Origin of the sequence: Bacillus nitratireducens, from assembly GCF_036320425.1 — a bacterium.
GTDB lineage: Bacteria > Bacillota > Bacilli > Bacillales > Bacillaceae_G > Bacillus_A > Bacillus_A nitratireducens.
This window is the reverse complement of record NZ_JAUMJO010000003.1, coordinates 131,283-157,161: the sequence shown is the minus strand read 5'-3', so window position 1 is coordinate 157,161 and position 25,879 is coordinate 131,283. Positions and strand designations below refer to the sequence as shown.

At 38.5% G+C, this 25,879-nt stretch carries 23 protein-coding genes, 1 pseudogene and 1 other annotated feature; of the genes and pseudogenes, 8 read left to right on the top strand and 16 right to left on the bottom strand.

Features of this window, described 5'->3' with window-relative positions:
• The first annotated feature begins 68 nt into the window (after positions 1 to 68).
• The gene (moaC, locus tag Q3V31_RS12670) at positions 69 to 554 is read left to right on the top strand and encodes a cyclic pyranopterin monophosphate synthase MoaC (protein ID WP_000094156.1); all 486 of its coding nucleotides are present in this window, start codon (positions 69 to 71) and stop codon (positions 552 to 554) included.
• A 41-nt stretch (positions 555 to 595) separates the two neighbouring features.
• Here moaC and Q3V31_RS12665 read toward each other — a convergent pair whose 3' ends face one another.
• From Q3V31_RS12665 to Q3V31_RS12640, 6 genes are all read right to left on the bottom strand, one after another.
• Positions 596 to 1,609, bottom strand: coding sequence for a molybdopterin-synthase adenylyltransferase MoeB (locus Q3V31_RS12665; RefSeq protein WP_001158114.1), 1,014 nt, complete (start codon positions 1,607 to 1,609; stop codon positions 596 to 598).
• Between the two features lie 16 nt (positions 1,610 to 1,625).
• Entirely contained in the window at positions 1,626 to 2,639 is a 1,014-nt protein-coding gene (gene moaA, locus Q3V31_RS12660; protein WP_001156505.1) for a GTP 3',8-cyclase MoaA, read from the bottom strand.
• Positions 2,640 to 2,840: 201 nt separating this feature from the next.
• Positions 2,841 to 5,696, bottom strand: a complete 2,856-nt coding sequence (locus tag Q3V31_RS12655; RefSeq protein WP_329765320.1) for a BclA-related collagen-like exosporium protein — start codon at positions 5,694 to 5,696, stop codon at positions 2,841 to 2,843.
• A gap of 120 nt (positions 5,697 to 5,816) precedes the next feature.
• A complete protein-coding gene (locus tag Q3V31_RS12650; RefSeq protein WP_001111501.1) occupies positions 5,817 to 6,140 on the bottom strand; it encodes a hypothetical protein in 324 nt (107 codons plus the stop codon).
• Positions 6,141 to 6,160: 20 nt separating this feature from the next.
• A complete protein-coding gene (locus Q3V31_RS12645; protein ID WP_000512595.1) occupies positions 6,161 to 6,385 on the bottom strand; it encodes a spore germination protein in 225 nt (74 codons plus the stop codon).
• Positions 6,386 to 6,589: 204 nt separating this feature from the next.
• The gene (locus tag Q3V31_RS12640) at positions 6,590 to 6,895 is read right to left on the bottom strand and encodes a rhodanese-like domain-containing protein (protein WP_000141201.1); all 306 of its coding nucleotides are present in this window, start codon (positions 6,893 to 6,895) and stop codon (positions 6,590 to 6,592) included.
• A 199-nt stretch (positions 6,896 to 7,094) separates the two neighbouring features.
• Here Q3V31_RS12640 and Q3V31_RS12635 point away from each other — a divergent pair, with 199 nt between their 5' ends.
• On the top strand, positions 7,095 to 7,277 hold the full coding sequence (locus Q3V31_RS12635; protein ID WP_000171884.1) for a hypothetical protein: 183 nt from the start codon (positions 7,095 to 7,097) through the stop codon (positions 7,275 to 7,277).
• 48 nt (positions 7,278 to 7,325) lie between these two features.
• Here the strand turns inward: Q3V31_RS12635 and Q3V31_RS12630 are convergent, their stop codons facing one another.
• Positions 7,326 to 8,450: a homoserine O-acetyltransferase family protein gene (locus tag Q3V31_RS12630; RefSeq protein ID WP_071734243.1), complete on the bottom strand. Its 1,125-nt coding sequence runs from the start codon at positions 8,448 to 8,450 to the stop codon at positions 7,326 to 7,328.
• Between the two features lie 152 nt (positions 8,451 to 8,602).
• Here Q3V31_RS12630 and Q3V31_RS12625 point away from each other — a divergent pair, with 152 nt between their 5' ends.
• From Q3V31_RS12625 to Q3V31_RS12605, 5 genes are all read left to right on the top strand, one after another.
• Complete coding sequence (locus Q3V31_RS12625; RefSeq protein WP_329765319.1) at positions 8,603 to 10,729, top strand: spore germination protein; 2,127 nt, start codon at positions 8,603 to 8,605, stop codon at positions 10,727 to 10,729.
• A gap of 16 nt (positions 10,730 to 10,745) precedes the next feature.
• On the top strand, positions 10,746 to 11,840 hold the full coding sequence (locus Q3V31_RS12620) for a spore germination protein (RefSeq protein ID WP_000034803.1): 1,095 nt from the start codon (positions 10,746 to 10,748) through the stop codon (positions 11,838 to 11,840).
• Positions 11,816 to 12,895, top strand: coding sequence for a Ger(x)C family spore germination protein (locus Q3V31_RS12615; RefSeq protein WP_000411383.1), 1,080 nt, complete (start codon positions 11,816 to 11,818; stop codon positions 12,893 to 12,895). The genes Q3V31_RS12620 and Q3V31_RS12615 overlap by 25 nt, the downstream gene beginning before the upstream one ends.
• Before the next feature lie 92 nt (positions 12,896 to 12,987).
• Entirely contained in the window at positions 12,988 to 13,173 is a 186-nt protein-coding gene (locus Q3V31_RS12610) for a hypothetical protein (protein ID WP_000038778.1), read from the top strand.
• A 97-nt stretch (positions 13,174 to 13,270) separates the two neighbouring features.
• A complete protein-coding gene (locus Q3V31_RS12605) occupies positions 13,271 to 13,693 on the top strand; it encodes a pyrophosphohydrolase domain-containing protein (protein WP_000180548.1) in 423 nt (140 codons plus the stop codon).
• A gap of 44 nt (positions 13,694 to 13,737) precedes the next feature.
• Here Q3V31_RS12605 and Q3V31_RS12600 read toward each other — a convergent pair whose 3' ends face one another.
• Positions 13,738 to 14,745, bottom strand: a complete 1,008-nt coding sequence (locus Q3V31_RS12600) for a VrrB protein (RefSeq protein WP_329765318.1) — start codon at positions 14,743 to 14,745, stop codon at positions 13,738 to 13,740.
• A 95-nt stretch (positions 14,746 to 14,840) separates the two neighbouring features.
• On the opposite strand from Q3V31_RS12600, the pseudogene Q3V31_RS12595 reads away from it, so the two are divergent.
• Positions 14,841 to 14,921, top strand: a pseudogene (locus tag Q3V31_RS12595) (GNAT family N-acetyltransferase); the annotation flags it as partial.
• Between the two features lie 27 nt (positions 14,922 to 14,948).
• Here Q3V31_RS12595 and leuS read toward each other — a convergent pair.
• The 8 genes from leuS to Q3V31_RS12555 form a co-directional block, all read right to left on the bottom strand.
• On the bottom strand, positions 14,949 to 17,357 hold the full coding sequence (gene leuS / locus Q3V31_RS12590; RefSeq protein ID WP_016130370.1) for a leucine--tRNA ligase: 2,409 nt from the start codon (positions 17,355 to 17,357) through the stop codon (positions 14,949 to 14,951).
• 65 nt (positions 17,358 to 17,422) lie between these two features.
• Positions 17,423 to 17,641, bottom strand: a binding site (T-box leader).
• Positions 17,642 to 17,829: 188 nt separating this feature from the next.
• A complete protein-coding gene (locus tag Q3V31_RS12585; protein WP_001137540.1) occupies positions 17,830 to 19,023 on the bottom strand; it encodes an MDR family MFS transporter in 1,194 nt (397 codons plus the stop codon).
• 186 nt (positions 19,024 to 19,209) lie between these two features.
• On the bottom strand, positions 19,210 to 20,433 hold the full coding sequence (locus Q3V31_RS12580) for a cation:proton antiporter (RefSeq protein WP_000380169.1): 1,224 nt from the start codon (positions 20,431 to 20,433) through the stop codon (positions 19,210 to 19,212).
• 3 nt (positions 20,434 to 20,436) lie between these two features.
• Positions 20,437 to 20,934 carry a cation:proton antiporter regulatory subunit gene (locus tag Q3V31_RS12575; protein ID WP_001026047.1) on the bottom strand — a complete coding sequence of 166 codons (498 nt, stop codon included), beginning with the start codon at positions 20,932 to 20,934 and terminating at the stop codon, positions 20,437 to 20,439.
• A 41-nt stretch (positions 20,935 to 20,975) separates the two neighbouring features.
• Complete coding sequence (locus Q3V31_RS12570; RefSeq protein ID WP_000454227.1) at positions 20,976 to 21,542, bottom strand: tyrosine-type recombinase/integrase; 567 nt, start codon at positions 21,540 to 21,542, stop codon at positions 20,976 to 20,978.
• A 340-nt stretch (positions 21,543 to 21,882) separates the two neighbouring features.
• Positions 21,883 to 23,742: an ABC transporter permease gene (locus Q3V31_RS12565; protein WP_329765317.1), complete on the bottom strand. Its 1,860-nt coding sequence runs from the start codon at positions 23,740 to 23,742 to the stop codon at positions 21,883 to 21,885.
• 17 nt (positions 23,743 to 23,759) lie between these two features.
• On the bottom strand, positions 23,760 to 24,521 hold the full coding sequence (locus Q3V31_RS12560; RefSeq protein ID WP_000165842.1) for an ABC transporter ATP-binding protein: 762 nt from the start codon (positions 24,519 to 24,521) through the stop codon (positions 23,760 to 23,762).
• 286 nt (positions 24,522 to 24,807) lie between these two features.
• Positions 24,808 to 25,830, bottom strand: coding sequence for a DUF418 domain-containing protein (locus Q3V31_RS12555; protein WP_000527738.1), 1,023 nt, complete (start codon positions 25,828 to 25,830; stop codon positions 24,808 to 24,810).
• Positions 25,831 to 25,879: the final 49 nt, after the last annotated feature.

Here is a 25,879-nt window from a genome sequence, read left to right as displayed (position 1 = left end):
ATTTGCAAAATATCTAATCTCGATTACACTTTATATATTAAATCGCAATTACTTCAAGGAGGAATTCCATGTCTTCATTCACACATTTCAATGACCAAGGGCGCGCTAAAATGGTTGATATAAGCGACAAAAAAGTAACCGTTCGAACAGCAATTGCATGCTCTAGCATTCTCGTTACGAAAGAAATTTTTGACAAAATCTCTCACAATGAAATTGGTAAAGGTGATGTATTGGCTGTTGCACAAATCGCAGGCATTATGGCTGCAAAACGTACTTCTGATATTATCCCAATGTGCCATCCTTTATTGTTAAAAGGTGTTGATGTTTCTTTCGATTGGAAACAGTCAGAAGAACAATATCGACTACTTATTGAAGTAAAAGTTAAAACAGAAGGTAGTACCGGCGTTGAAATGGAAGCTTTAACAGCTGCTTCCGCTACCGCTCTTACCGTGTACGATATGTGTAAAGCTGTTGATAAAGGCATGATTATTGGCGAAACGTACTTACTTGAAAAAACAGGCGGAAAAAATGGAGATTATATTAGAAATTCTTAATACTATCTTTTCCTTGTGAACCTAAAGGATTGCCTTTAGGTTCACCCTATATATCTTGCGTATAAGCGTTTCGCCACATTCATATCATTCGTCCCATGAATAAACGCTCTACCATCTGTAAATAAAACAAAACGATATTTTTCCACCGGAAATGATAATAAATAAGGCGTTTCCTTTACATCCACACTTTTTTGTAAGCGCTTTTTAATTTCTTCTAAATTAAACCCTTGTCGCACACCTGGACGGATTTGAACTGTATTTCGTCCACATAATACTTCTGTTTTCGTTTGTGCTTCAAATGTTAAACTCGGATATGTACGTAGCTTTCCACAAGATAAACATGTATCCTTTTTCTGTCTATTCACTTTAAATGCCATCTGTTGATTATTCCAAAGATCAAATGATAGCATCGTTTCACGAAGTGCCTCAAAATCTTCTACTAATATTTTTAAAGCTTCCGTTATTTGATGCGCAACTACTAATTGCACTGCTGGCTGTATAATACCGGCCGTATCACATGTTGCCCCGCTCGCTGGATGCTCCATTAAACATCGAAAGCATGGCGTTTTTCCTGGCAAAATTGTGTAAGTTACTCCGTAGCTTCCAACGCATCCTCCATATATCCACGGAACGTTATACATTTGAGATATATCATTAATAAGAAGGCGCGTTTCAAAATTATCTGTCGCATCTAATATTAAATCTACACCTTTAATTAACTCTTCCATTTCTTGAACCGTTACATCGGTCACAACCGGGATAATTTCCACTTCAGAATTAATCGCTTTTAAATGTTCTGCTGCTGCTACCGCCTTCGGTTTATACTGCTTTGCATCTTCTTCTGTATATAATTGTTGCCTTTGTAAATTGCTCCATTCTACATAATCACGATCCGCAATCGTTATTTTTCCAACACCTGCTCTAACAATCGCTTCTGCATTTGCTGCACCAAGAGCACCAGCGCCGATAATAAGCACATGCTTCTCTCTTATTTTTCGCTGTCCTTTTTCTCCAACACCAGAAAATAATATTTGTCTTGAATATCGCTCCTGCATACGATAGCCCCCTTTCTTATCCTCCTATATAAGACATTTCAATTTTCGGACGATTCTTTGCACTTTCTTCTGTCCGTTCATCCGAATACCTATCTTTTCTATTTACCCACACATCCTGTATAACGCTTAATAACTCATCATCCGAAAGATTTCCTCTCAGAAGTTTCCTTACATCCAATCCTTCTGTCGCAAATAAGCAAGTATAAAACTTTCCATCTGCTGAAATTCTCGCTCTCGTACAAGAGGAACAAAATGACTCAGAAACAGAAGTAATAAAACCGACTTCAACATTTGTTCCAACGTACCGATATCGCTTCGCAACTTCACCGAAATAATGCGCTTCAGCTGGCTCAAGCGGATACACTCTATGAATCATCTCGATCAATTCTCGCTTTGTAACCACTTGATCGAAATTCCATCCATTCGTACTACCAACATCCATAAACTCAATAAACCTAAGCGTGATTCCTTGCTCTTTAAAATACGCAGCCATTGGAAGTACTTGATGATCGTTCATCCCTTTTTTCACAACCATATTTACCTTTACTTCCAGCCCCGCCTCTTTCGCTGCTTTAATTCCTTTAATCACAGGTTTCGTATTAATATTTCGACCATTAATGTTCCTAAATATATCATCATCTATTGCATCTAAACTAACATTTACTCTATGTAATCCAGCTTCTTTTAATGCCTTTGCTTGTTTCGTTAAATGAATAGCATTTGTCGTTAATCCTATATCTACTAACCCATCAATTTTCACAAGACGTGCAATAAGTTTTGTTAAATCTTTACGAAGCAGTGGTTCGCCACCAGTAATTCTAATTTTTCGTACACCGATGCTAACAAACACTTTTGCCAAACGCTCAATTTCATCAAACGTTAGTAAAAACTCATCTTTCAAAAAAGCATAATCAGGCCCAAATACTTCCGCTGGCATACAATATGTACATCTAAAATTGCAACGATCAATGACAGATATGCGTAAATCTTGAAGTGGGCGTCCAAAAAAGTCTTTAATCTTCTCCTGCATCGCCACCCTCCCTTTCTGCCAAATTTCTCTCTTTTCATTCTATTATAATATATTTTCGAACTGCGATGTTTTTGCTAAGGTGAATAAAGTGAAACTTTAAACAATAGGGGGTTATCAATTCTCCTCTGATTAGCGAGGATGACTCTCAAATACTGGGATAAAAAAACCTTGAAACATAAAAGTCCCAAGGTTTTCTACTTATTAACTTAATCTAATAATAGTTAGAGTAGCTCCTGGCGTTGTTGTGGATAATGTAGCTATTGCAACTAATCCAAATAATTGCAAACTAACAGCAGCTCCAGCAGGCAAGTTAGCAATTATTGGTGCACTAAATGAACCAGTAGCCACTGCCGGGGAGTTTATCGTTCCCGCAAGCGGACTGCCATTTACAGTTATACGAGAACTTACAAGTAATCCTGCCGTTAAATTAATTGTATAGGCTATATAATAATTCCCTGCATTCGCAACTGTAAATACAGTATTTCCACCACTAACGGTTATTCCTGGTCCAATATTTTGATTGTTCGGTAATGGGATATTCGTACCGCCTAATAAAACAGAAATAGCGGTTCCTGATGTATTATTCGCAAATGCATACGTTGCAGTTGTACTAACTCCAGTCACCCCGGTCGCTCCAGTTGATCCTGTTGCTCCAGCTCCGGTTGGGCCTGTTGGACCTTGGATTCCTTGCGAACCGGTTGGACCTTGTGAACCTGTTGCCCCCGTTGGACCTTGAATTCCTTGTGAACCTGTCGCTCCTGTTACTCCCGTTGGACCTTGAATTCCTTGTGGGCCTTGCGCTCCTGTTGGACCCGTTGGACCTTGAATTCCTTGTGGGCCTTGCGCTCCTGTTGGACCCGTGTCCCCAGTTGGGCCTTGGGGACCTTGTAAACCTTGCACACCTTGCGGACCTGTTGGACCTATGTCACCTTGAACACCTTGAATTCCAGTTGGACCTTGGGGACCGGTCGGGCCCTGTACCCCTTGTATCCCTTGAATTCCCTGTGGACCTTGTGCTCCTGTGGCTCCGGTTGCACCTTGGATTCCTTGCGGGCCTTGATCTCCTTGGATTCCTTGAGGGCCGGTTGGACCTTGAATTCCTTGAGGACCTTGATTTCCTTGCGGACCTTGATTTCCTGTGGACCCAGTTACTCCTTGTATACCTTGTGGACCTTGAACACCTTGCGGACCGGTTGGGCCTATGTCTCCTTGTACTCCTTGTATTCCTTGTGGACCCTGCAGCCCCGTTGCTCCGGTTGCACCAGTTTCTCCCGTGGCCCCGGTCACACCTGTCGCTCCTGTTACTCCCGTATCTCCTAGTCCTCCCGTTACACCTGTCGCTCCTGTCGGACCAGGTGGTCCACCGGATGGACCTGTCACTCCCGTCGGACCTGATGGACCTGTTGGGCCAGTCGGTCCGGCTGGTCCTCCTGATGGACCTGTTACACCTGTTGGACCAGTTACTCCAGTTGCTCCTGTAGTCCCTTCCCCTGTCGCCCCTGTTGTACCCGTATCTCCAGTTACTCCTGTCGGCCCTTGGATTCCTTGAATTCCTTGTGGGCCTTGCACTCCTTGCGCACCCGTCGGTCCTTGAATTCCTTGGATTCCTTGAACTCCCTGTGGACCCATCGGACCTGTTGGACCTATATCCCCTTGAGCACCTTGCACTCCTTGCGGACCCTCTGGACCTGTTGCACCTATGTCTCCCTGGATTCCTTGAACACCTTGCGGACCCTGTGCTCCAGTTGCTCCTGTTACTCCTTGAATGCCTTGTATCCCTTGGATTCCTTGCGGGCCTTCTGGACCTGTTACTCCTATTGGCCCTTGAATTCCTTGGATTCCTTGTGGGCCCTCTGGGCCTGTTGCTCCAGCTGGCCCTGGCACTCCTTGTATTCCTTGCGGACCCTGAAGTCCTTCTGGGCCTTCTGGTCCTGTTGGCCCTATATCTCCCATCGGGCCTTGAATTCCTTGAACTCCTTGTGGGCCCGTTTCTCCTGTTGGACCCGGTACTCCTTGTATTCCTTGTGGACCTTGATCTCCTGTTGCTCCTGTTACACCTTGAGGTCCTATAGCTCCCTGTATACCCTGAGGACCTTGATCTCCCATTGCTCCCGTTATCCCCTGAATCCCCTGTATTCCTTGTATTCCTTGTTCACCCGTCAATCCTGTCGGACCAGGAATACCTTGAATGCCCTGTGGACCTTCTGGACCGGTTGGACCAATTGGCCCTTGAATTCCTTGTATTCCTTGTATTCCTTGCGGGCCCTGTGCACCGGTTTCTCCTATACTTCCCGTCGGCCCAGTATTTCCAGTCTCTCCCGCACTTCCAGTTACTCCAGTATTTCCAGTTGCTCCAGTCGCGCCTGTACTTCCACTCGGTCCACCTCCAGGCCCTGTCGCACCAGTAGCCCCCGTTGGACCAGGCGGTCCCCCTGATGGGCCAGTTACCCCTGTTGGACCTGTTATTCCTGTCGATCCGGTTACCCCCTGACCTGTTGCTCCAGTCGGACCCGTACTTCCACTCGGTCCTTGTGGTCCTTGAAACCCTTGAGCTCCTTGTATCCCTTGTGAACCAGTTGCACCCGGTACCCCTTGCACACCTTGAATTCCTTGAGGTCCCTCTGGCCCGGTAGCCCCAATCGGCCCCTGTAATCCCTGTATCCCCTGTATACCTTGTGCCCCAGTCGCTCCTGTTGGACCAATTGGACCTTGTAACCCTTGCACTCCTTGTGGTCCTGTCGCTCCAGTTTCTCCCTGTGGTCCCCTTAATCCTTGTGGTCCCTGCTGTCCTTCAGGTCCTGTTGCACCCATTTGTCCAGCTGGCCCTTGAATTCCTTGCACTCCTTGTGGTCCTGTCGGTCCGATCTCTCCCATTGGTCCTTGTAATCCTCTTGGTCCTTGTGGGCCTGTTGGACCTTGTGGACCTGTTGGGCCTGTAATCCCTATACCTGTAAATCCAGTTGGAGCTGGAGGGAAAGTAGGCCCAATAAGTTCTGGTGAAATTCTAAAATTAGAGTTTAACGAATGTAATTTTCTTTTATCATCACGCTCTTTCACACTTTTCACCACCTACAAACCATCTTTTTCACACTAGATAGACCTCTTCTTCTTAATCTATTTACAAAAATAATCTCCAAGACTATTTTTATTTTAAATAATAAAAACCCCCTTAATTCCTTAAGGGAGTCCCGCAATTGAATCCATATTATCTGTATTAGGGACAGCTTGTGCTATACCCGATGTATTTACATTTTGCCCCATATTCGTTCCTGTTACAGTACCAGCAGGAGTTCCTCGTGTATATGTTGTCGTCACAGAATCTCCCGGTTGTAAACAAAGCTTCGTCTCCGTCCCTATTACTGTAACAACGTCAATCCAAGTGCACCCCATTGAACCACTATACGATTTCGAAGCAGTAAATGAAGTATCACTCAAATTATCCCCTGTAAATATATTCCCAGTATTATTAACGATAATAAATTCTTTAATACGTGCAGGCATACTTACACTCTACCTTTCCTTTATGCACCTAATGTACGTGTACTCGTCGCTAATGGCGGAAGAAACACTGATGTTCTAATCACAGCTTCTGGCTGTCGTTTCCCATTTAAAAAAACAGCCGCACTCGATCCTCCAGCACCAGCATATATTTTTGCCACAGCTAAAGGTGAGATATCATAACAGTCACCGACATTAACTGCTCCTGTATTATTTATAATTTTTACTTTACGCATATTAATCCCCATTTACCTATCCCCCTTTTATCCCGCTATTTGCAGGCAGTAAGACTCCCACCTCAAAATTTGGCTGGAGCAAAGAAGTTAGGTGAGAGTCGGACTAATAATTAGCGGGGGATGAACAAAACCCCCACTGATTAAAATTTCACTTTATACACTGTATGCAAAAGAAAAAAACTTGAAACAAACACGTTTCAAGTTTTTTTGAGCTACTTATTTAGTTTCCCCTTCATATTGAAGCATACCGCCAACCATGTTCACTGTTTTAAATCCTTGTTCATTTAAATAATGGCATACATTTTCACTGCGCATTCCCGAACGACAAATAAAGATATATTCATTCTCTTTCTCAAAGAAATCTACTTTATTTGGAATATCACCCATTTTAATATGTACAGCTTCTGGAATTTTCCCTGCCGCTACTTCTTCATCTTCCCTTACGTCTACTAAAAATAACGTTTCTCCATTGTCTAAACGCTCTTGCACTTCTTCTGTAGTAATTGTTTTAACTTCTGTCATATGTCGTTCCTCCTTATATACAATAAAACCTTTAGTTTTTTCTTTAAACAACCATTTCTAATCAATTTTAGCATGCGAAAGAAAGAACGCAAAGAACCGAGAATTTATTTCTCAATTTCCTCACAAAACTTATTCTTTACAAACATAACTCGTGCATTGTATCCTCAATATACTTGTTTTATGAAAGGAGCCAGTTAAAATGACACTTTTTCTTTTCATTATGGGTATCATTTTCTTAATTTTTGCGGTCATTGCTCTTAGCATGAAAAATAATAAAAAGATAAAATCCCCTCAAGAAATGTCATTCTTATTTCTATTACTTAGTATAGCTTTCTTTGGTTTATCAATCGCTTCATATATTTTCCGTCTGCAAATTATGTAAAAAAGGTGCCTATTATAAACAATGCACCTTTTCCACATTAATTATTTTCTACACAAAACTAGATACTTTCTGATTTAAAAACTCATACACTTTCTTTTCAAATAAATGAACATCTAACGCTCCTGCCATATGCCCATTTATACTTTCTATTTCATATACTTCTGCGTACTTCCCCTGCTTTTGCAAAACATCTACCATTCTATAATTGTAACGAGATGGTTGAAGTAAATCTTGTTTGCATGGAATCATGAGTACATTCGCTTCAATCTTAGAAAGAGCCTCTTCTAAGGAAGAAAAACCATGTGCAATATCATGTAATAAGACTGCCTTCGCAGTATACATCCATGAATTTGCATCTACTAAATCTATACTTTTACATGTCACTTTATTTATCTCTTTCTCAAATGATGTTAATGCAGAAAATTGTTGATAAGGTGCCATTTCTATACTGTTCCGCGGGAATGTTGTTTCATAAAAATTTTCATCAAATGCATTCATAAACATCATTTTATTCGCTAAATGAAGCCCCTTCATTGGTTGCTCCTCTCCGTACTTTCCGCCTTTCCAATCTGGATCAAGCTGAATTGCTTCGATTGCATTTTGCGCTACATTTCCCGACGTTATAATTGGATTTTGCGGATTCGTAATAACTCCAATCATTCGCTGCACCATATGAGGATAGTGGACAGCCCATTGCTGTGCAATCATCCCACCTGCCGATGGCCCCATTACAGCATGTAACCTAGCAATCCCCATATTTTTTATTAACTCATATTGCATCCGTGCTACATCTAAAAATGTGAAAACTGGAAAATCCATCGCATACTCAAAACCAGTCATCGGATTTATCGATTTTGGCCCCGTTGTAATCACATATGGGTTCTTCACTTGTACATTACAAAGGTTATCAGTGCATATGACGAAATATTTATTTGTATCAATTGCTTTGCCAGGTCCAATTAATCCATCCCACCAACCAGCCCCCTCATCATGCTCTGTATATTTTCCTGCAGCATGACTTGTTGCACTAAAATAGTGACAAACCAAAATCGTATTTGATCTTTCTCTATTTAAAGTACCATACGTCTCATACCCCATTTGAACAGGAATCTCCCTACCATTTTCAAACACAAACTCTTTTAAAACAAACTTCTCCTTTTTTACAATTTGCACAGACTCGCCTTCTTCCCGTCATATTATGAACTGCTTACTAAAGGATTTTTTCTATGCAAACCAATCTCCTCCTTCTTTTCATAAATAAATGAATAATATACAAAATTAGCCACAAAATAGCACTATATTACACAATCAAAGAGGGCATACATATGATTTGGAATTGGTTACGTAAAAAGAAAAAATCAAATTCAACAGAAACAAAAGAAGCAGATAATACTCCGAAACAGCAATCTAGTAATCAAGAGGATGAAGACAAAGAACAGACTAGAAGTATGAAACACAATACAGGTAAAAATAGTGAACAAAAAAAATCTGAGCAAGATGATTCTTCCCAAGAGAAACAGCAAAACTCTAAGCAAGGTAATTCTTCTCAAGCGAAACAACAAAACTCTAAGAAAGGTGATTCTTCTCAGGAGAAACAACAAGATTCTAAACAAGACGATTCTTCTCAGGAGAAACAACAAGATTCTAAACAAGACGATTCTTCTCAGGAAAAACAGCAAGATTCTAAACAGGACGATTCTTCTCAAACGAAACAGCAAAAATCTAAACAGGACGATTCTTCTCAAACGAAACAGCAAGATTCTAAACAAGGCGATTCTTCTCAGGAGAAACAGCAAGATTCTAAACAGGACGATTCTTCTCAAACGAAACAGCAAGATTCTAAACAGGACGATTCTTCTCAAACGAAACAGCAAGATTCTAAACAGGACGATTCTTCTCAAACGAAACAGCAAGATTCTAAACAGGATGATTCTTCTCAAACGAAACAGCAAAAATCTGGAAGTAATAGTATTTATGATTTTTCGAAGCCAGAAAAAGACCGTATTCATTCTCTACAAGATTTAATAGAGAAGCTTAAAAAGTCTAGTGATTTTATTAATTATCATACATCTGATGATGAAACGATGCCTTATTGGATTTCTTACTATCGTCCTTCACTTGATGGAGAGAAATTACAGAAATATTTAATGCCTACTCTGTTAGAACAACCTTGTGCTTCATTAGAAGAACTAAAAGAACATATTCCGATGAGTGGTATTACGATTACAAACGATTTACAAAAAATTGAGGATATGGTTTTGAAGGGACATGCGATTATTCAATTGAACCAAAAAGATCAAAAGTGCATGCTTGCAAACATTGCAATTGATAATTATCGTGCACCAACTCCGCCTTTAAATGAATCGACTGTTATCGGTCCTCAAGAAGGTTTCGTAGAGGATATTGATACAAATATTAATTTAGTTCGAAAACGTCTTCCAGTTTTAGATTTACAAACAAAAGAGATGATCATCGGTGAATTTTCAAAAACAAAAGTTATCATTATGTATTTAGACAACCTCGCTGAAAAAGATAATGTAGATTTTCTAGAGGAATCATTACGGTCTCTTGAATATGATCAAATTAACGATAGTGCATATATACAAGAATTAATGGGCGAAAAGTCCATTTTCCCGCTCTATATAAATACTGAGCGTACTGACAGAGTTACAAAGGCACTTATTGATGGCAAAATCGCTATTTTTGTTGATGGTTCACCAAGTGTCCTCTTAACTCCTGTATCATATTTCGATTTTTTCATTTCACCAGAAGACTATAACGTTTCTTGGTTATACGCTACATTCTCAAGAATTTTACGGCTAATCGCTGTTTTATTTTCAATTTGCGCGACACCATTATATGTTGCGACTTTAAACTATCACTATGAATTAGTTCCTAGTGATTTATTGGAAACGTTAATTTTATCAAGGGCGCAAGTGCCATTTCCACCTTTAATTGAAGCACTCTTCTTGGAACTTGCCATTGATTTATTAAGAGAAGCTGGTGCGAGATTACCAATGAAGGTTGGTCAAACACTCGGTATTGTAGGCGGTATCGTAATCGGACAAGCATCTGTACAAGCTGGTTTAACGAGTAATATTTTATTAATTATCGTTGCCTTATCAGCGTTAGCTTCCTTTATTACGCCCATTTATAAAATGGGTAACGCCGTTCGTTTACTTCGTTTCCCATTTCTCGCATTTGCAGAAATAGGCGGGCTCTTCGGTATATCTCTTGGATTTATCTTTTTATTTACCCATTTGTTTAGACTTACTTCTTTACGTAAGCCGTACGCTCTCTTTTATCCAACGAGACAACAATCCTTTAAAGATTCTTGGATTCGTTTTCCATTAACAATGATTGATACTCGAGATGTTCAAGCAAGACCGCAACACGTAAAGAAAGCTACTAATGGAATTTCTACGAAACATACGTCAGATTTTGATGATTAAGAAATGAGGTGCATCGATGAGTAAAATTAAAGCAGAACACCAAATATCACCCGTCTTCGTTTTCTTTTTAATTCACGGTGCACAATTTGGTGCTGGTGTTCTCGGATTCGCTCGAATCATTGCAAAGGCGGCTGGATACGACGGCTGGATGGGAGTTTTAATCACAGGAATCTGTATCCATATTCTTATATGGATGATGTATTTTTTATTAAAAGAAACAAACGGGAATTTAATTGATTTACATCGGCAAACATTTGGAAAATGGCTAGGAAACGGCATTAATATCATCTTTTCGGCTTATTTTTTAATCGTCAGTATTTCCGTCATTCGAACATATGTTGAGATTATTCAAGTATGGATGTTCCCTACCGCTTCCACTTGGATGTTAACACTATTTTTATGCTTAGTTAGCTATTACATTATCTCTTCTGGATTTCGTGTAATTACCGGCATTTGTGTCATCTCAGTTGGTGGTACATTGGGATATTTATTTCTTAGCCTATTCGTTTTGAAATACTCTCACTGGCCTAATTTACTCCCTATATTCACACATTCTTTTTCAGATATTTTAAAAGCCGCTCAACTGTCAATCTACAGTATGACCGGTTTTGAGGTTTACCTCATGGTTTATCCATTTGTGAAAAACCCTAAACAATCTCATAAATTCGCTCAATATGGGGCACTATTTTCAAATCTTCTATATTTATTTAGTACCCTTTTAGCCTTTTCCTTTTTTAGTGAAAAACAATTATTAAAAACGATATGGTCTCAACTTTCTATGACCCAAGTCATTCAATTACCATTCATAGAAAGGCTAGAATATATTGCAATTTCAGCTTATGCACTCGTTATTGTCACAAGTTTTATCCTTCCTTTATGGGCGGCAACGAGAGGAACTCACGAAATATTTCGCGTAAAACAAAGAGGAATTCTAATCGCTTTTATCCTTATTACCCTCATTGTTTCACAACTTTTAACAAACAGACAGGATATTAATAATTTTATTAGCAACGCATCAAAAGTTAGTTTTTGGCTCATTTATGTATACATTCCTATCCTATTTATTATTGTGTGGGTGAAAAGAAAATGGAAAAAATCAAAAGCAAATTAATACTTCTTTCTTGTATGACAATCTTCAGTCTAACTGGATGTTTACAAAAAAATATTATCGATGATGTACAACTTATTCAAGGAACCGTATTTGATTTAGCAAAAGATAATAAAGTAAAAGTGACTTTCGTTTGTCCGATTCAACAAAAAGGAAATAAAGTTCAAGTTTTTGAAGGCAGCGCAAATGCCGTAAAACAAGTAAAAGCAGACACATCTTTGGAGTCTTCTCAACCATTCGCTAGCGGACAAATGCGTGTTGCTCTCTATACTATCAGACTTGCCAAAAAAGGAATGTCTACTTCATTTGACACATTAATTCGAGATGTGAATATAGGGAACGCTTTATATGTTGCTTTATTAGAGGGGAATGGTACTGATCTTTTAAAAGGAAAATATACGACTGCATCCAACGTTGCAATTTATATGAAGAAACTGCTAGAACATAACATGGAAACCGGTCCTTTACCACAGGATAACCTGCATATAGGAGCATTCCGTTATTATCGAGAAGGACAAGACTACTATATTCCGATTTTAAAGAAACATGAGGATAAAATAAAAATTACTGGAATTGGTCTTTTTAAAAAGGATAAATATATCGGTAAAATTACAGAAAAAGATATGTTCATATTTAAAGGACTATTAGAGAAACACAGATTAGATTCACATGAATTTAAAACGGATTCCGCATACGTAATGATTAATAATATCCGTTCCGTTCCAACTTACGATATAAAAATAAAAAATGGAAAACCTTCTTTTTCCATTCACGTTAAGCTTGATGCCCGTATCCAAGAACTATCGAAACCAATTAACTTAGAAAATGTTAAGAACACAAAAAAAATTGAAAAAGCCATCCAAAAACAATTAGATATACAAGCTGCCAAATTAATTAAACAGTTCAAATCTTTAGGCGTCGATCCTCTCGGACTAGGAGCTAAATATAAGCAACATTATCGTCCATTTAAATTAGAAGAGTGGAAAAAAATGTACAAAGATGTCCCTGTTAACGTAAAATATACCGTAAATATTACAAATTCTGGTGTAATTGAATAAGTTAACGATTGAACTCCCCTCTCTGGCATGGTACAACGGAGAGGGAAGTTTTTATTTTTAAATAGAGAAAAGGGATATTTACGGGGGAGCTTATGTCTAAAAAATTAGTAAAACCTATTTTAAATGGTATTTTATTTCTCGGCGTCTTTTTATTTGCTCATACATACTTAAAAAATGTTTCTTTCACACGTTATTTACTTGTCGTTATACCAATGCTACTCATCGGAATGTTTGGTATTGATCTTATTTTATCTATTTTAATTAAGAAAGAAGAATGACGAGCAAACATCTTATTTCTCATAAGATGTTTTTTTATTAAATAACCACCTTATGTTACAATAAACTTCGGCATAGCGTAAGAAAGGATGAAACAACATGACAAACGAAAAAGGTTTAGATAAAGGATACGAACTTGTTGCAAAAATGCATGAAGAGTTCGGACATCCTGTGACAAATACTCCAACAAAACTAACAGAAGAGCGTGCAAAAATTCGTGCTAGCTTTATGCAAGAAGAGCTAGAAGAATTTCTAGAAGCAACAACTGTTGAAGATCAATATGATGCACTTATTGACCTTATTTACTTTGCATTCGGAACGTTTGCAGAAATGGGCGTACGTCCAGATAAAGGATTCGAAATTGTAAACAATGCTAACATGGCAAAACTATTCCCTGATGGAAAGCCTCGATTCCGCGAGGGCGACGGCAAAATTATGAAACCTGAAGGATGGCAAGCACCGGAACCACAACTTCGTGCTGAAATCGAACGCCAACGTCAAGAGGCAGAAAAAAACTGCTAGGATCTCCTAGCAGTTTTTTATTATGTCTTTTTTCCTTTGGCCTATTAATGACCCACGTGTCCCGCGTGTCCTGCTGCTCCTGCAGTACCAGCCGCTGCTCCTGCTGCCGTCCCTGCTCCAATTCCACCTGCCCAAGGCTGTTGTTGTTGTTGCTGATACTGTTGGTATTGTTGTTGACCTTGATGATGCTGTTGACCTTGATGATGTTGTTGACCTTGATGGTGGTGTTGGCCTTGGTGATGGTGTTGGCCTTGGTGATGGTGTTGACCTTGGTGATGGTGTTGGCCTTGGTGATGGTGTTGGCCTTGGTGATGATGTTGGCCTTGGTGATGGTGTTGACCTTGGTGTGTTTGGAAAAGAACAGCTTGCGGATGAATTTGGTGGTGGCCTTGGTGATGTACTTGTTGCTGATGGTGGCCGTGTTGTTGATGATGACCTTGGTGCTGATGATGACCTTGGTGCTGATGATGACCTTGGTGCTGATGATGACCGTGGTGCTGATGATGGCCGTGGTGCTGATGATGACCTTGGTGTGTTTGATAAAGGACAGCCTGCGGATGAATTTGATGATGACCATGATGATGTACTTGTTGTTGATGATGACCTTGGTGCTGATGATGGCCATGATGCTGACCGTGGTGTTGATGATGGCCGTGATGGCCGTGATGGCCGTGATGCTCATGGTGCACATGGTGCACATGATGACCGTGAACACCTTGAGGGAATCCGCCGATTCCACCAGCTACAACACCAACGCCAGGTACAGGAAATCCTGTTTGTACACCGCCAACGAAAGATGGGAATGTAGTTGGCATACCTACAGGCACTCCTCCTTGTGCAGGAAATCCTGTTTGCGCTCCAGCTACTGATGTTGGGAATCCTGTTTGTACACCCGCAACTGACGTCGGAAATCCTCCAGCTGCTCCTCCCATCCAACTTGGGATTCCGCCATATCCGTGTTGACCATCTCCTCCCATAAACATCATTTGTCCATAACTATCCGATCCACCTCCGAAGAAGCCATGTGGTGCATTATTGTCCATCCCTTTCATTCCTTTCACCTCTTCTACTCAATTTAGCCTACCTTTTTTATCATATTTCCTATAAAAAAATAGGTGTTTGTCTGTATTGGAATTCCGCTCTTTTATTTGTACGCAGTGGAATGATTGAAAACTTAGATGAAGGTGATCCTGAGATTATTTTCTACACAAAAAAGCTCAGAGTATAAATACTCTGAGCTTTTATTTAGAATGAATTAGTTTGCAACAACGTTAACAAGTTTTCCAGGAACAACAATTACTTTACGAACTGTTTTTCCTTCAATTTGTTCTTTGATTTCCTCAAGTGCAAGTTGTTCCATTTCTTCTTTTGATGCGTCTTTACTCATTGTTAGTTTTGCGCGAACTTTGCCCATAATTTGAACAACAATTTCAACTTCATCTTCTACAAGTTTAGACTCATCAAATGTTGGCCAGCTTGCATATGTGATTGTTTCACTGTATCCAAGTTTGCTCCATAGCTCTTCCCCGATGTGAGGTGCAACTGGTGCAATCATTTTTACGAAACCTTCTACATATTCTTTCGGAAGTGTTTCAGCTTTGTATGCATCGTTGATGAATACCATCATTTGAGAAATCGCTGTGTTGAAGCGAAGCTCTGCATAGTCTTCTGTTACTTTCTTCACTGTTTGGTGGTAAGCTTTTTCAAGATTTTTGTTTGGTGCATCAGTAATTTTCTCACTTAATTCACCGTTCTCTTGAATGAATAGTCGCCATACGCGATCTAGGAAGCGACGAGCTCCGTCAAGACCATTTTCAGACCAAGCAATTGAAGCATCTAATGGTCCCATGAACATTTCGTATAGACGAAGTGTATCTGCACCATGGCTTGCTACGATATCATCCGGGTTTACAACGTTACCTTTTGATTTACTCATTTTCTCGTTGTTTTCACCTAAGATCATACCTTGGTTGAATAATTGTTGGAACGGTTCTTTCGTTGGAACTACACCGATATCATATAATACTTTATGCCAGAAACGAGCATATAGTAAGTGAAGAACAGCGTGCTCTGCTCCGCCGATATAAATATCAACTGGAAGCCATTGTTTTACTTTTTCAGGGTCTACAAGTGCTTCGCTGTTGTTTGGATCGATGTAGCGTAGGTAGTACCAGCAGCTACCAGCCCATTGTGGCATTGTGTTCGTTTCACGACGACCTTTTTTACCAGTTTCAGGATCAACAACATTTACCCACTCTTCAATATTAGCTAGTGGTGATTCACCTGTACCTGAAGGACGGATGTTTTCTGTCTTCGGAAGAACTAATGGTAATTCTTCTTCTTTCACAGCTGTCATTGTGCCATCTTCCCAATGGATTACTGGAATCGGCTCACCCCAGTAACGTTGACGGCTAAATAACCAGTCACGTAGACGGTACGTTACTTTTTGATTTCCTGCGCTTGTTACCTCAAGCCACTCGATCATTTTTGCGATTGCTTCTTCTTTATTTAAACCATCAAGGAATGCTGAGTTTACGTGTGCACCATCACCTGTGTACACTTCTTTCGTAATATCTCCGCCTTTTACAACTTCCTTCATTGGAAGATTGAATACTGATGCGAATTCATAGTCACGCTCATCGTGAGCTGGAACTGCCATTACAGCACCTGTTCCGTAAGTTGCAAGAACATAATCAGCGATCCAGATTGGTAATTTCTCACCGTTTACCGGGTTAACTGCGTAAGCACCAGTGAATACACCAGTTTTCTCTTTCGCAAGTTCTGTACGCTCTAAATCACTCTTCATTTTAACAGAGTTAATGTAAGCTTCTACCGCTTCTTTTTGTTCCGCTGTTGTAATTTCTGCAACAAGCGCATGTTCCGGAGCAAGTACACAGTATGTTGCACCAAATAATGTATCAGGACGCGTTGTGAAAACTGTGAATTTCTCGTCTGTACCGTCGATGTTGAAGTGTACTTCTGCACCTTCAGAACGACCAATCCAGTTACGTTGCATGTCTTTTAAGCTTTCTGGCCAATCAAGCTCATCTAGATCTTCTAATAGACGATCTCCATAAGCTGTAATTTTTAACATCCACTGTCTCATCGGACGACGCTCAACTGGATGTCCACCGCGCTCACTCTTACCGTCAATGATTTCTTCGTTTGCAAGTACCGTACCAAGTGCTGGGCACCAGTTTACAGGTACTTCATCAACGTAAGCTAAACCTTTTTCAAATAGTTTTAGGAAGATCCATTGTGTCCACTTGTAGTAGTTTGGATCTGTTGTATTTACTTCACGATCCCAATCGTAAGAGAAGCCTAATGCTTTAATTTGATTACGGAACGTATTAATATTAAGTTCTGTAAATTCAGCCGGGCTGTTCCCAGTATCAAGTGCATATTGCTCTGCTGGAAGACCGAATGCATCCCATCCCATTGGATGAAGAACATTATATCCTTGCATACGCTTCATACGAGATAAAATATCTGTCGCTGTATAACCTTCTGGATGACCTACGTGTAAGCCTGCACCTGATGGATATGGGAACATATCTAGTGCATAAAATTTTGGTTTTTCTGTCTCATCTGGCGTACGGAATGTTTTATTCTCTTCCCAATGCCCTTGCCACTTCTTCTCAATTTCTTGATGATTAAAGCTCATGAGATACCCTCCTTGAAATTCTATTTATTTTCACCGCCCAAAATACAAAAAACCTCTCATCCCTAGAAAGGGACGAGAGGTTATAGATTCCCGCGGTACCACCCTAAATTAATGTAATATATACATTCGCTTAGATCCGTAACGTGGATTAACGGCAATTGCTACTAATGATTTCACAACTGCAACTCAAAGGCGAGTTCATAACGAAACGTGGATTGACTTGCACCGACCGTCAACTCTCTAAACCAGCTTCTATTACTACTACTCCTTCTCACTGTTATTACAAATATAAGTTAATGTGAACTACCCACTACTTCGTATCTCTAAAGAGCTTACTTGAAGCTAAGGCTTCTCGGTTAATCGTTACTCTTAATAACTAACGAATTCGTCTTAGGACAGCCGAGCTATCTCCCTTGTTCCAAAGGTTGTTTTATTTAAATATATTCTAAAACATGTTACATGTTCCGTCAAACTAAACTGCAATTTTTTCTTCAACTGTTTCTTCTACTTTTACTCGTTTATCATAAATACTCGTTGCTATAATCGCTACTACAAGCATTACCATGATCGCTATAAACAATACTTCCATATTGTATATATCAACAATCGCTCCGCCAACGACCGGTCCGAACATTTTCCCTACAGTCGCTGCGCTATTTACAACACCTTGATAAAAGCCTAATTTATCTTTCGGCGCAAGTATATTTGCAATGGTTGGAACAGCTGGCCATACGAATAACTCACCAATTGTTAATGTCACCATCGCAACGAGGAACATCGTAAACTGCTGCGCTTGACTTAACACAATGAATGACGCCGCAAAAATGATAATTCCAATCATAATTTGTTGTTTTAAAGAACGCTTCATCCAGCGAATTAGCATACTAACAAGCGGCTGGGCACAAACAATCATCGCCCCGTTTATCGTCCATAATAAGCTGTAGTGACGAAGACTAATATTTAACTCTTGCATATACGTTGCAATTGCCCCTTGCCACTGTACATATGTAACCCAGCATAAAGCATATGCTACACATACGATAAGAAGTGCTTTGAATCCAGGTGTAAGTGACCACCCTTTTTTCGTTTCGATTTCTTTTTGTACTCCTTGCTCTTTTTTGTCTTCCATACCTCGGAATCCAATAAAAGCAATTAGGAAGAAAACAAAGTATAAAATAAAGTTCGCTAAGAAAATATAATCAAAACGATAAGACGCAACTAAACCACCGCATGCTGTTCCAATCGCAATCCCAACGTTTTGTCCAACATACATCGCATTAAATGCTCGTCTTCCGCCCTCTGGCCAAACCGTACCAACCATCGCATACATCGATGGAAAGACCATTCCAGAACCAAAGCCAATTAATGCTAGCCACACAACATATAACGGCCAACCATGGAAAAACACAAGACCTAAAATCGATACGAGTGTAATGACAATCCCTACTAAAATTGATTTATAACCGCCCCATTTATCAAATAAAACACCGCCGAGCAAGTTCCCGATTACACCAGTAAGCGAGTTGATCATTAATACCATTCCAGCCACTGATAAAGATTTTCCTAGGTGATCATGCAAATAAATTGTATTAAAAGGCCATAAAAAAGAAGCACCCGTGACATTAATAATCATCCCAGCTACTAATAGCCATACTTTCCTTGGCATAGTCTCCCCTCCTATTCTATTTTTTTCGTTCATCTATAACAGTAAAATTGTAGTCGTTTTTAAATAGGAAGGCAACTGATTAATAGTTGATGAAATTCAGATAATGGCATAAAGGCGATTAGAAAAATTTCTAATCGCCTTTGTGTCATTTTAATCTATCTATAATGAAATCGTTCCCTTGTATAATTACCCAACTTCTTTTTTACGTTTTGCACTTTCTTTAGCACTCCATTTAAACATTTTATCTAGTAAGGAATATATTCTCCCAGACTCCTTCGTTAATAAAGGTCCTAAAGATGCCAATATTAAAACATACAAAGCAGAGAACGGTTTAATCGTTGCCATTAAGCCACCAGCGATGCCAATATTCGCGACAATAATGGAGAACTCTCCGCGTGATACAAGTGTTAAACCAATATTCGTAGAAGCCTTATGCGATAACCCGGCTTTACGTCCTGCAATCATTCCAGCTGTAAAATTACCGATAAGAGTAATGAAAACTGCTCCTAATGCCAACCACACTGCTCCTCCAAGCGAAAATGGATCTATACTTAAACCGAAGCTGAAAAAGAATATAGCTCCAAAGAAATCACGAAACGGGACGACGAGATGCTCGATCCGGTCACTATGCTCTGTTTCAGAAAAGACGAGTCCCAATAATAACGCCCCAATCGCCTCCGCAACATGAATCGTTTCTGAAAATCCTGCTACGAAAAATAAAATAGCGAATATTACGATAATAAAAATTTCATTTGACGAAATATCTAATATTTTATTTAGAAACGGGGTAGCTTTTCTAGCGATTATAAAGAATAGGAGCATATACCCTACTGCGATTAACACCGATGTAAGAGCACCTATAAATGACGTTGCACCTCCGAGTACTAACCCTGAAACGACTGATAAATATACAGCTAAAAAGATATCATCAAACATAATGATCCCTAAAATGAGTTCTGTCTCTTTATTACCAGATCTCCTTAAATCAACAATTACTTTCGCTACAATTGCACTTGATGAAATTGTAATAATTCCTGCAATAATTAATGTTTCTAATAAGGGGAAGCCCATAATATATCCATAAAGCAAACCTAATATAAAATTAAGCGATATGTGGACAGTCCCCCCGAAAGCAATCGACTTTCCTGATTTAATTAATTTTTTTATTGAGAATTCTAAGCCTAAGTAGAATAGGAGGAATATGACGCCAACACGGCCGAGGAAGGAAATAACTTCTCCGCTTTCAATAAACCTTAAATCGATAAGCCCTAAATCTGGGGCATGAGGCCCCACTAACATACCGAGTATAATGAGAAACGGAATAATCGAAAACTTTAACTTTGCAGCGAGGATAGCTGCAAAAGCTACTAATACTAACGCAGTTCCAACTTCAAAGATTAAAGTATCCATCGATTATGAATCACCTCCTGCTGAAAGCAATTCATTAATAATTCTTTTCACTTCATGCCTTTCACCCGATAATACGAGCATATCGCCAGCTTCAATAATAGAGTCTGGACCTGGATTGAAGAACTTCTTCATATTCTTTTTCAAAATAGCAATAATCGTTACGTTATATGTTTTTCTGACATGTAAGCTACCAATTGTTTTTTGTACCACTGGTGCGTTATTTTCTACTTTAAACCATTCAATTGATAACCCTTCAAAAGCCATCTCAATTGTGTCTAAAGCTTGTGGTCTATATACCATTCCGCCTAATATGGCCGCAATTTGTCTCGCTTCAGAATCACGAAGAGAAATGCTTGAAATACTCTCATCATGATCAGCATCAAAATGATACATTTCCCTTCTTCCATCATCATGAATAACAATAACCATTTTTTCATTACCCTTTGTTATAACTTCAAATTTACATCCAATTCCAGGTAGTTCACTTTCTCTAATATTCATATTCCCGCCTCCTAAAATTTTTTAGTTACGGCTCTTTCCTTTTACAAATCTACATCAATCTCTGTTTTAAACTTCTCATCTTTTGAGATTCCTAAATACTTGAGCGTCTCTGATGGAGTTGCGTGATGAAAATGCTTTTGCAATAGCGCAATCGCTATTCCTCTTTTGTACGCATGAAATCCAAATGTTTTTCGCATTGAATTCGTTCCAATCTTTCCAACAATCCCAACCGCTTCAGCTGCGCTATGGATAACACGATACGCTTGTTGGCGCGAGATTGAATTTGTCGTTTTATTAGATTGAAATACGTAGTTTTCTCTTTGAGCATCAATAGATTGTACGTAATCTAAAAGGGCTTCTTTTACTTTTGTATTTAAATAAATATCTTGTTTAAATTTTTCATCTTTCACAGGAAGAGAATAAAACTCTTTAACAGTCTTATCTTCATTTAATACCTCTTCAAATTTCATACTAAGTAGCTCAGTAATCTTTAATCCAGTGTTAATTCCAATAACAAATAAAAGATAATCTCGCTGCGAGTGCTCTTTTAAATACCTTTTCATAGCCTCAATTTGGCTTATATCTTTTAATGCCTCTACAACTTCCATACATGTATCTCCTCATCTTATGAACGGTAATTTTCTCATTATCCTGTCCATTTTACCTTATCATGCTATGAGATTTCCATGTATTATCCATTATTTTCACAATATACTCTTACGACAATTTTTCATTTGGAAATTTATGATTGTACAAATACGGTGTGGGTAGAAAAAATAGGGGGAGTACAAGTTCAGCTTCTTTCTACAGATCGGATTCCTCCTTTCATTTTTCGGTTGCTGATACTTTCATATTATGTTACTTATTTACATTATATTATATATTTCAGTAACATTAAAGTGTTTTTTCTGAAAATAATAAAAACCGAGCAGTTTCGCTCGGTTTTTATTAATCTTCTTTCGGAAGAACAATTCCTTTATACAATTGAACTGTAATGAAGTAATAAATCGCATAAATAACTACAAAAATTACAATTGGTACCCAAATACGGAAGTACGGATCCATTAAAATAAATCCGAAAATATTCATACCAACTAATACGTGAGCGATACCCACAATTGCCGGGAATAAGAATACTAGGAATAATTCTTTATAAATTGATTTCGTTAATAACTCACGGCGCACACCGATTTTACGAAGCATTTGATAACGCGTAATATCTTTTGATGCACCAGAAAGAATTTTAAACATTAAACAACTTGCCATCATTGCTAAAAACGCAATTCCAAGGAAGAATCCCATAAATACTGTTCCACTCGCAACGCCGTAGAACCCATTGTAAGATTGATATTTACTATCTAATCTTTCAGCTTTTATATTTTTATATTTAACTAGCTGCAACTCGTCAAGTTTTTTCCATTCTTTTGTGTATGCTACAAAATCGTCTGTTTTTCCAGTAACTGCGATTCCTTCTTTACCATTTACATTATCGTACATTTTCTGATCTACAATTTTAATTGCATGGTCTTCGTATAGATAAAATGGCTGAATTGTTCTGAAAGCCTCGTTCCATTCTTCTGGAAGTTCTTTAGCGCTCGCATCTTTTTCATTCATTTCTCTAGAAACTGCACCTACTGGCAGTTCCTCTGAAACTTTCTTTGTTTTTCCTAAATCCTTCATACTTTCCATCTGTTTTGTATCTTGTACGAAAGGAGGATTTTTCTCTAAATCTTCTTTTACATAATAAACGTATTTATTATCAACTTTGTAACGATATTCATTTTTCTCTTTAAATGTAATACCATCTAAAATTTTCTTTTCTTCTGTTGTTGGGTTATGAATAACTGAATCATATATTACTAAACCATCAACCATTTTTATCACGTTATTTTTAAACGCCATACCACCTGAAATTGCACCCGCTCCAAGAGCAACTAACATCGCTACCGTTGCAAGTACTTTCGTTAAGCTATTAATACGGAAGTTTAATTGTGCAAACGTAAAGGCATTAAGTCCTTTTTCACTACGCTTTTTATTACTCTTTAACTTTCTAATGATAACTGGGAGAAATGATCCAAATAGCATGTAAGTACCAGTTGTTGTTGTAATTAATGCAATAAGGATTCCCATTTCTCTTAGTTTTTCCATGTAAATCATTGATGCATAGCCAATTCCTAATAAAATAACAGCAAGGATTGCAATGACACCTGTCATTTTACCTTTTACTGCAACACGCTCTGTTTGTGCATCTGCATGTACAAGTTGCAGTACAGAAATACGTGATAACTTAATACTATTCATAATTGCCGATAATACAAATAGTGCAAAGAAGAAGATGCAAGTAACAGTCATAGATGGTAGATAAAATGCTTTATAACCTTCACCAGCAAATTCTAATTGTTTCATTAATAACTGTCCGATACCTTCTGCAAGTCCTACACCAACTGTAATACCAATCGCAAGAGAAGCAGCACCTAATACAATCGTTTCAATAAACATAAGCAATGTAACTTTATGTTTTTTTGCTCCTAACATCATATACATACCAAACTCTTTTTGACGAAGAGATAATAAGAAAGAGTTCGCATATAAAATATAGAAGAACGTTATAATGGCTAGTAAAAATGAACCTGCTTGGAATACGAATCCAATTGATTGAATAACCGAATTAGATTCGATAAACGCTTTATTCAGCGCTAACGTTTGGAACATATAAAAAATTGAAATCGACATGACAAGACCAACAAGTAAGACGATATAATCTTTCAGCTTACTTTTTAGCCCTGACATGGAAAGTTTAAATAACATAGCCTAGACCTCCCTTCTTACGCTTTTTGTGTACCTAAATCTGCAAGTACATCTAAAATTTCTTTATAAAACTCTTCACGCGTACCACCGCGATGAATTTCTTTATATAGCTCACCATCTTGAATGAATAAAATACGCTGACAGTAACTTGCACTATATGGATCGTGCGTAACCATCATAATAGATACGCCTTGTTCTTCATTTAAGTTTGTCATCGCATCAAGTAAACTCGCTGCATTTTTAGAATCAAGAGCTCCTGTTGGCTCGTCCCCTAAAATAATTGCCGGTTCATGCACTAAAGCGCGTGCTGCTGCTGAACGCTGCTTCTGTCCACCAGATACTTCAGATGGATACTTTTGAAGAATTTCTGTAATCCCTAACATATCCGCTACTTTCTCTACTTTCGGTCCAATATTACGTGATGGAACACCTTGAAGGGAAAGTGGAAGTGCAATGTTCTCATAAATAGATAAATTCTCTAATAAGTTAAAGTCTTGGAAGATGAATCCTAACTTTTGCGAACGGAAATCAGAAAGCTCACCTTGCTTCATTTTCGTAATGTCCGTACCCGCAATTTCAACAACGCCGCCCGTTGCTTTATCAAGCGTTGAAATTACATTTAACAATGTCGTTTTACCAGAACCTGATGGTCCCATAATTCCGACAAACTCACCCTCTTGAATTGAGAATGAAACACCTTTTAACGCATGTGATTGGTTCTCACCTTTTTTACCGTACACTTTTTGAACGTTTTTCACGTCTACAACTGGTTTCGTCATATATATCCTCCTACGCTTGTTTTTCCATTACCTATTTTGCGCCTTTTGGAGAGGAACTGCTATTTGTTAACATTACAATTACCTTACACTTTTGTAATATAAAAAAGGTGCGCTTGTAAGGTAAGCTTTTTCATTTTAAATACATTCACTTCCTTCATTGATAAATGAAATTTTATCGGCGATAATTTCACTTTTATCAGCTATGTGATAAGGAATATCAACTTACCGACAAAAGGTGACAATAAAAAATGGGTTGTTCCGTTTATGGAACAGCCCATTTCTATCTTTATTTCTTTAAAGGTGTTACCGTCCAATACGTAATAACACGCCAAATCCATTCTAATGGACCCATTTTAAAGATTTTCATCCAAATCACACTGAAAATAATTTGAATTGCATAAATTGCGATACACACATATAGCGTCTGCATGTACGTTAAGTTTCCTGCAAAGTTAAATACACTGCCCGCAATTAAAATCATTACAGTTTGTCCGATATAATTTGTTAAAGCCATACGACCGTAATATTTCAGTGGTGCTAACAATGTTTGAACTGGTTTTAATTGAAGTAGCAAAATTAATGCTCCGACATAGAAAGCTGAAATAATTGGTCCAACTGTCACTCCAATTTTTAAAAATTGACCTGCAGCATCCATTGTTCCATCCTCATTCATAATTATCATATTTACAAATGGTTCAGCAGGAACATGCCCATATTGATACCATAAAGCTATCACACTTAAAACAAACATAACGCCTGTAAAAATAGCGACTTGCTTTATTTTCGCTGAAAGGTTTTCAAATACTTTGTACTGTCCTGCAGCAAGACCTAATAAAATTAAACCTAATGGTAATAATTCCTTAGCTGCCATAATACTAAAAGCTATCGTAAGAATAAGACCTACTACCAAATTTATTTGCTTCTTCACTTTATAAAATGGTAAAGTTACTAATCCACAAATTGCGTATAACGCTAGTGCTTCCCCAGGCTGAAACATTTGATGAATCAAACCAAAAATAAATAGTGCAACTAAGCGGCGTAGAAATAGAACATATCCATTCTTCCCTTTCGCAATCGCTCTTGTAATGAAGATATAGAATCCTACTCCAAATAAGAATGAAAAGATTGAGAAGAAACGCCCTTCTACAAATAAGTATAGAAACCTTTGATAACTTGCATCCACTGTATTAGGATCTGGAACTTTAATATTCAGTAGTGCAAGAATATTTACTAAAATAATCCCCAGTAATGCGAAGCCACGAATGTAATCTAACTCATCAATTCGTTTGTTTGTAATATTGTTCCCCATAAAGCAACTCCTTGTCCAAAATTAAATCCTCCCTTACTCTACTGGAAAA

What these genes read in the sequence shown, in the direction of transcription:
- Q3V31_RS12665 (WP_001158114.1), bottom strand. Translation starts at nt 1,609, where the DNA reads ATGCAGGAGCGATATTCAAGACAAATATTATTTTCTGGTGTTGGAGAA.
- leuS (WP_016130370.1), bottom strand. Translation starts at nt 17,357, where the DNA reads ATGAGCTTTAATCATCAAGAAATTGAGAAGAAGTGGCAAGGGCATTGG.
- Q3V31_RS12575 (WP_001026047.1), bottom strand. Translation starts at nt 20,934, where the DNA reads ATGAATATTAGAGAAAGTGAACTACCTGGAATTGGATGTAAATTTGAA.
- Q3V31_RS12645 (WP_000512595.1), bottom strand. Translation starts at nt 6,385, where the DNA reads ATGGGGATTAATATGCGTAAAGTAAAAATTATAAATAATACAGGAGCA.
- Q3V31_RS12640 (WP_000141201.1), bottom strand. Translation starts at nt 6,895, where the DNA reads ATGACAGAAGTTAAAACAATTACTACAGAAGAAGTGCAAGAGCGTTTA.
- Q3V31_RS12570 (WP_000454227.1), bottom strand. Translation starts at nt 21,542, where the DNA reads ATGGAAGTTGTAGAGGCATTAAAAGATATAAGCCAAATTGAGGCTATG.
- Q3V31_RS12610 (WP_000038778.1), top strand. Translation starts at nt 12,988, where the DNA reads ATGTCTAAAAAATTAGTAAAACCTATTTTAAATGGTATTTTATTTCTC.
- Q3V31_RS12560 (WP_000165842.1), bottom strand. Translation starts at nt 24,521, where the DNA reads ATGACGAAACCAGTTGTAGACGTGAAAAACGTTCAAAAAGTGTACGGT.
- Q3V31_RS12625 (WP_329765319.1), top strand. Translation starts at nt 8,603, where the DNA reads ATGATTTGGAATTGGTTACGTAAAAAGAAAAAATCAAATTCAACAGAA.
- Q3V31_RS12635 (WP_000171884.1), top strand. Translation starts at nt 7,095, where the DNA reads ATGACACTTTTTCTTTTCATTATGGGTATCATTTTCTTAATTTTTGCG.
- moaC (WP_000094156.1), top strand. Translation starts at nt 69, where the DNA reads ATGTCTTCATTCACACATTTCAATGACCAAGGGCGCGCTAAAATGGTT.
- Q3V31_RS12615 (WP_000411383.1), top strand. Translation starts at nt 11,816, where the DNA reads ATGGAAAAAATCAAAAGCAAATTAATACTTCTTTCTTGTATGACAATC.
- Q3V31_RS12580 (WP_000380169.1), bottom strand. Translation starts at nt 20,433, where the DNA reads ATGGATACTTTAATCTTTGAAGTTGGAACTGCGTTAGTATTAGTAGCT.
- Q3V31_RS12605 (WP_000180548.1), top strand. Translation starts at nt 13,271, where the DNA reads ATGACAAACGAAAAAGGTTTAGATAAAGGATACGAACTTGTTGCAAAA.
- Q3V31_RS12650 (WP_001111501.1), bottom strand. Translation starts at nt 6,140, where the DNA reads ATGCCTGCACGTATTAAAGAATTTATTATCGTTAATAATACTGGGAAT.
- Q3V31_RS12585 (WP_001137540.1), bottom strand. Translation starts at nt 19,023, where the DNA reads ATGCCAAGGAAAGTATGGCTATTAGTAGCTGGGATGATTATTAATGTC.
- Q3V31_RS12565 (WP_329765317.1), bottom strand. Translation starts at nt 23,742, where the DNA reads ATGTTATTTAAACTTTCCATGTCAGGGCTAAAAAGTAAGCTGAAAGAT.
- Q3V31_RS12555 (WP_000527738.1), bottom strand. Translation starts at nt 25,830, where the DNA reads ATGGGGAACAATATTACAAACAAACGAATTGATGAGTTAGATTACATT.
- Q3V31_RS12620 (WP_000034803.1), top strand. Translation starts at nt 10,746, where the DNA reads ATGAGTAAAATTAAAGCAGAACACCAAATATCACCCGTCTTCGTTTTC.
- moaA (WP_001156505.1), bottom strand. Translation starts at nt 2,639, where the DNA reads ATGCAGGAGAAGATTAAAGACTTTTTTGGACGCCCACTTCAAGATTTA.
- Q3V31_RS12600 (WP_329765318.1), bottom strand. Translation starts at nt 14,745, where the DNA reads ATGAAAGGGATGGACAATAATGCACCACATGGCTTCTTCGGAGGTGGA.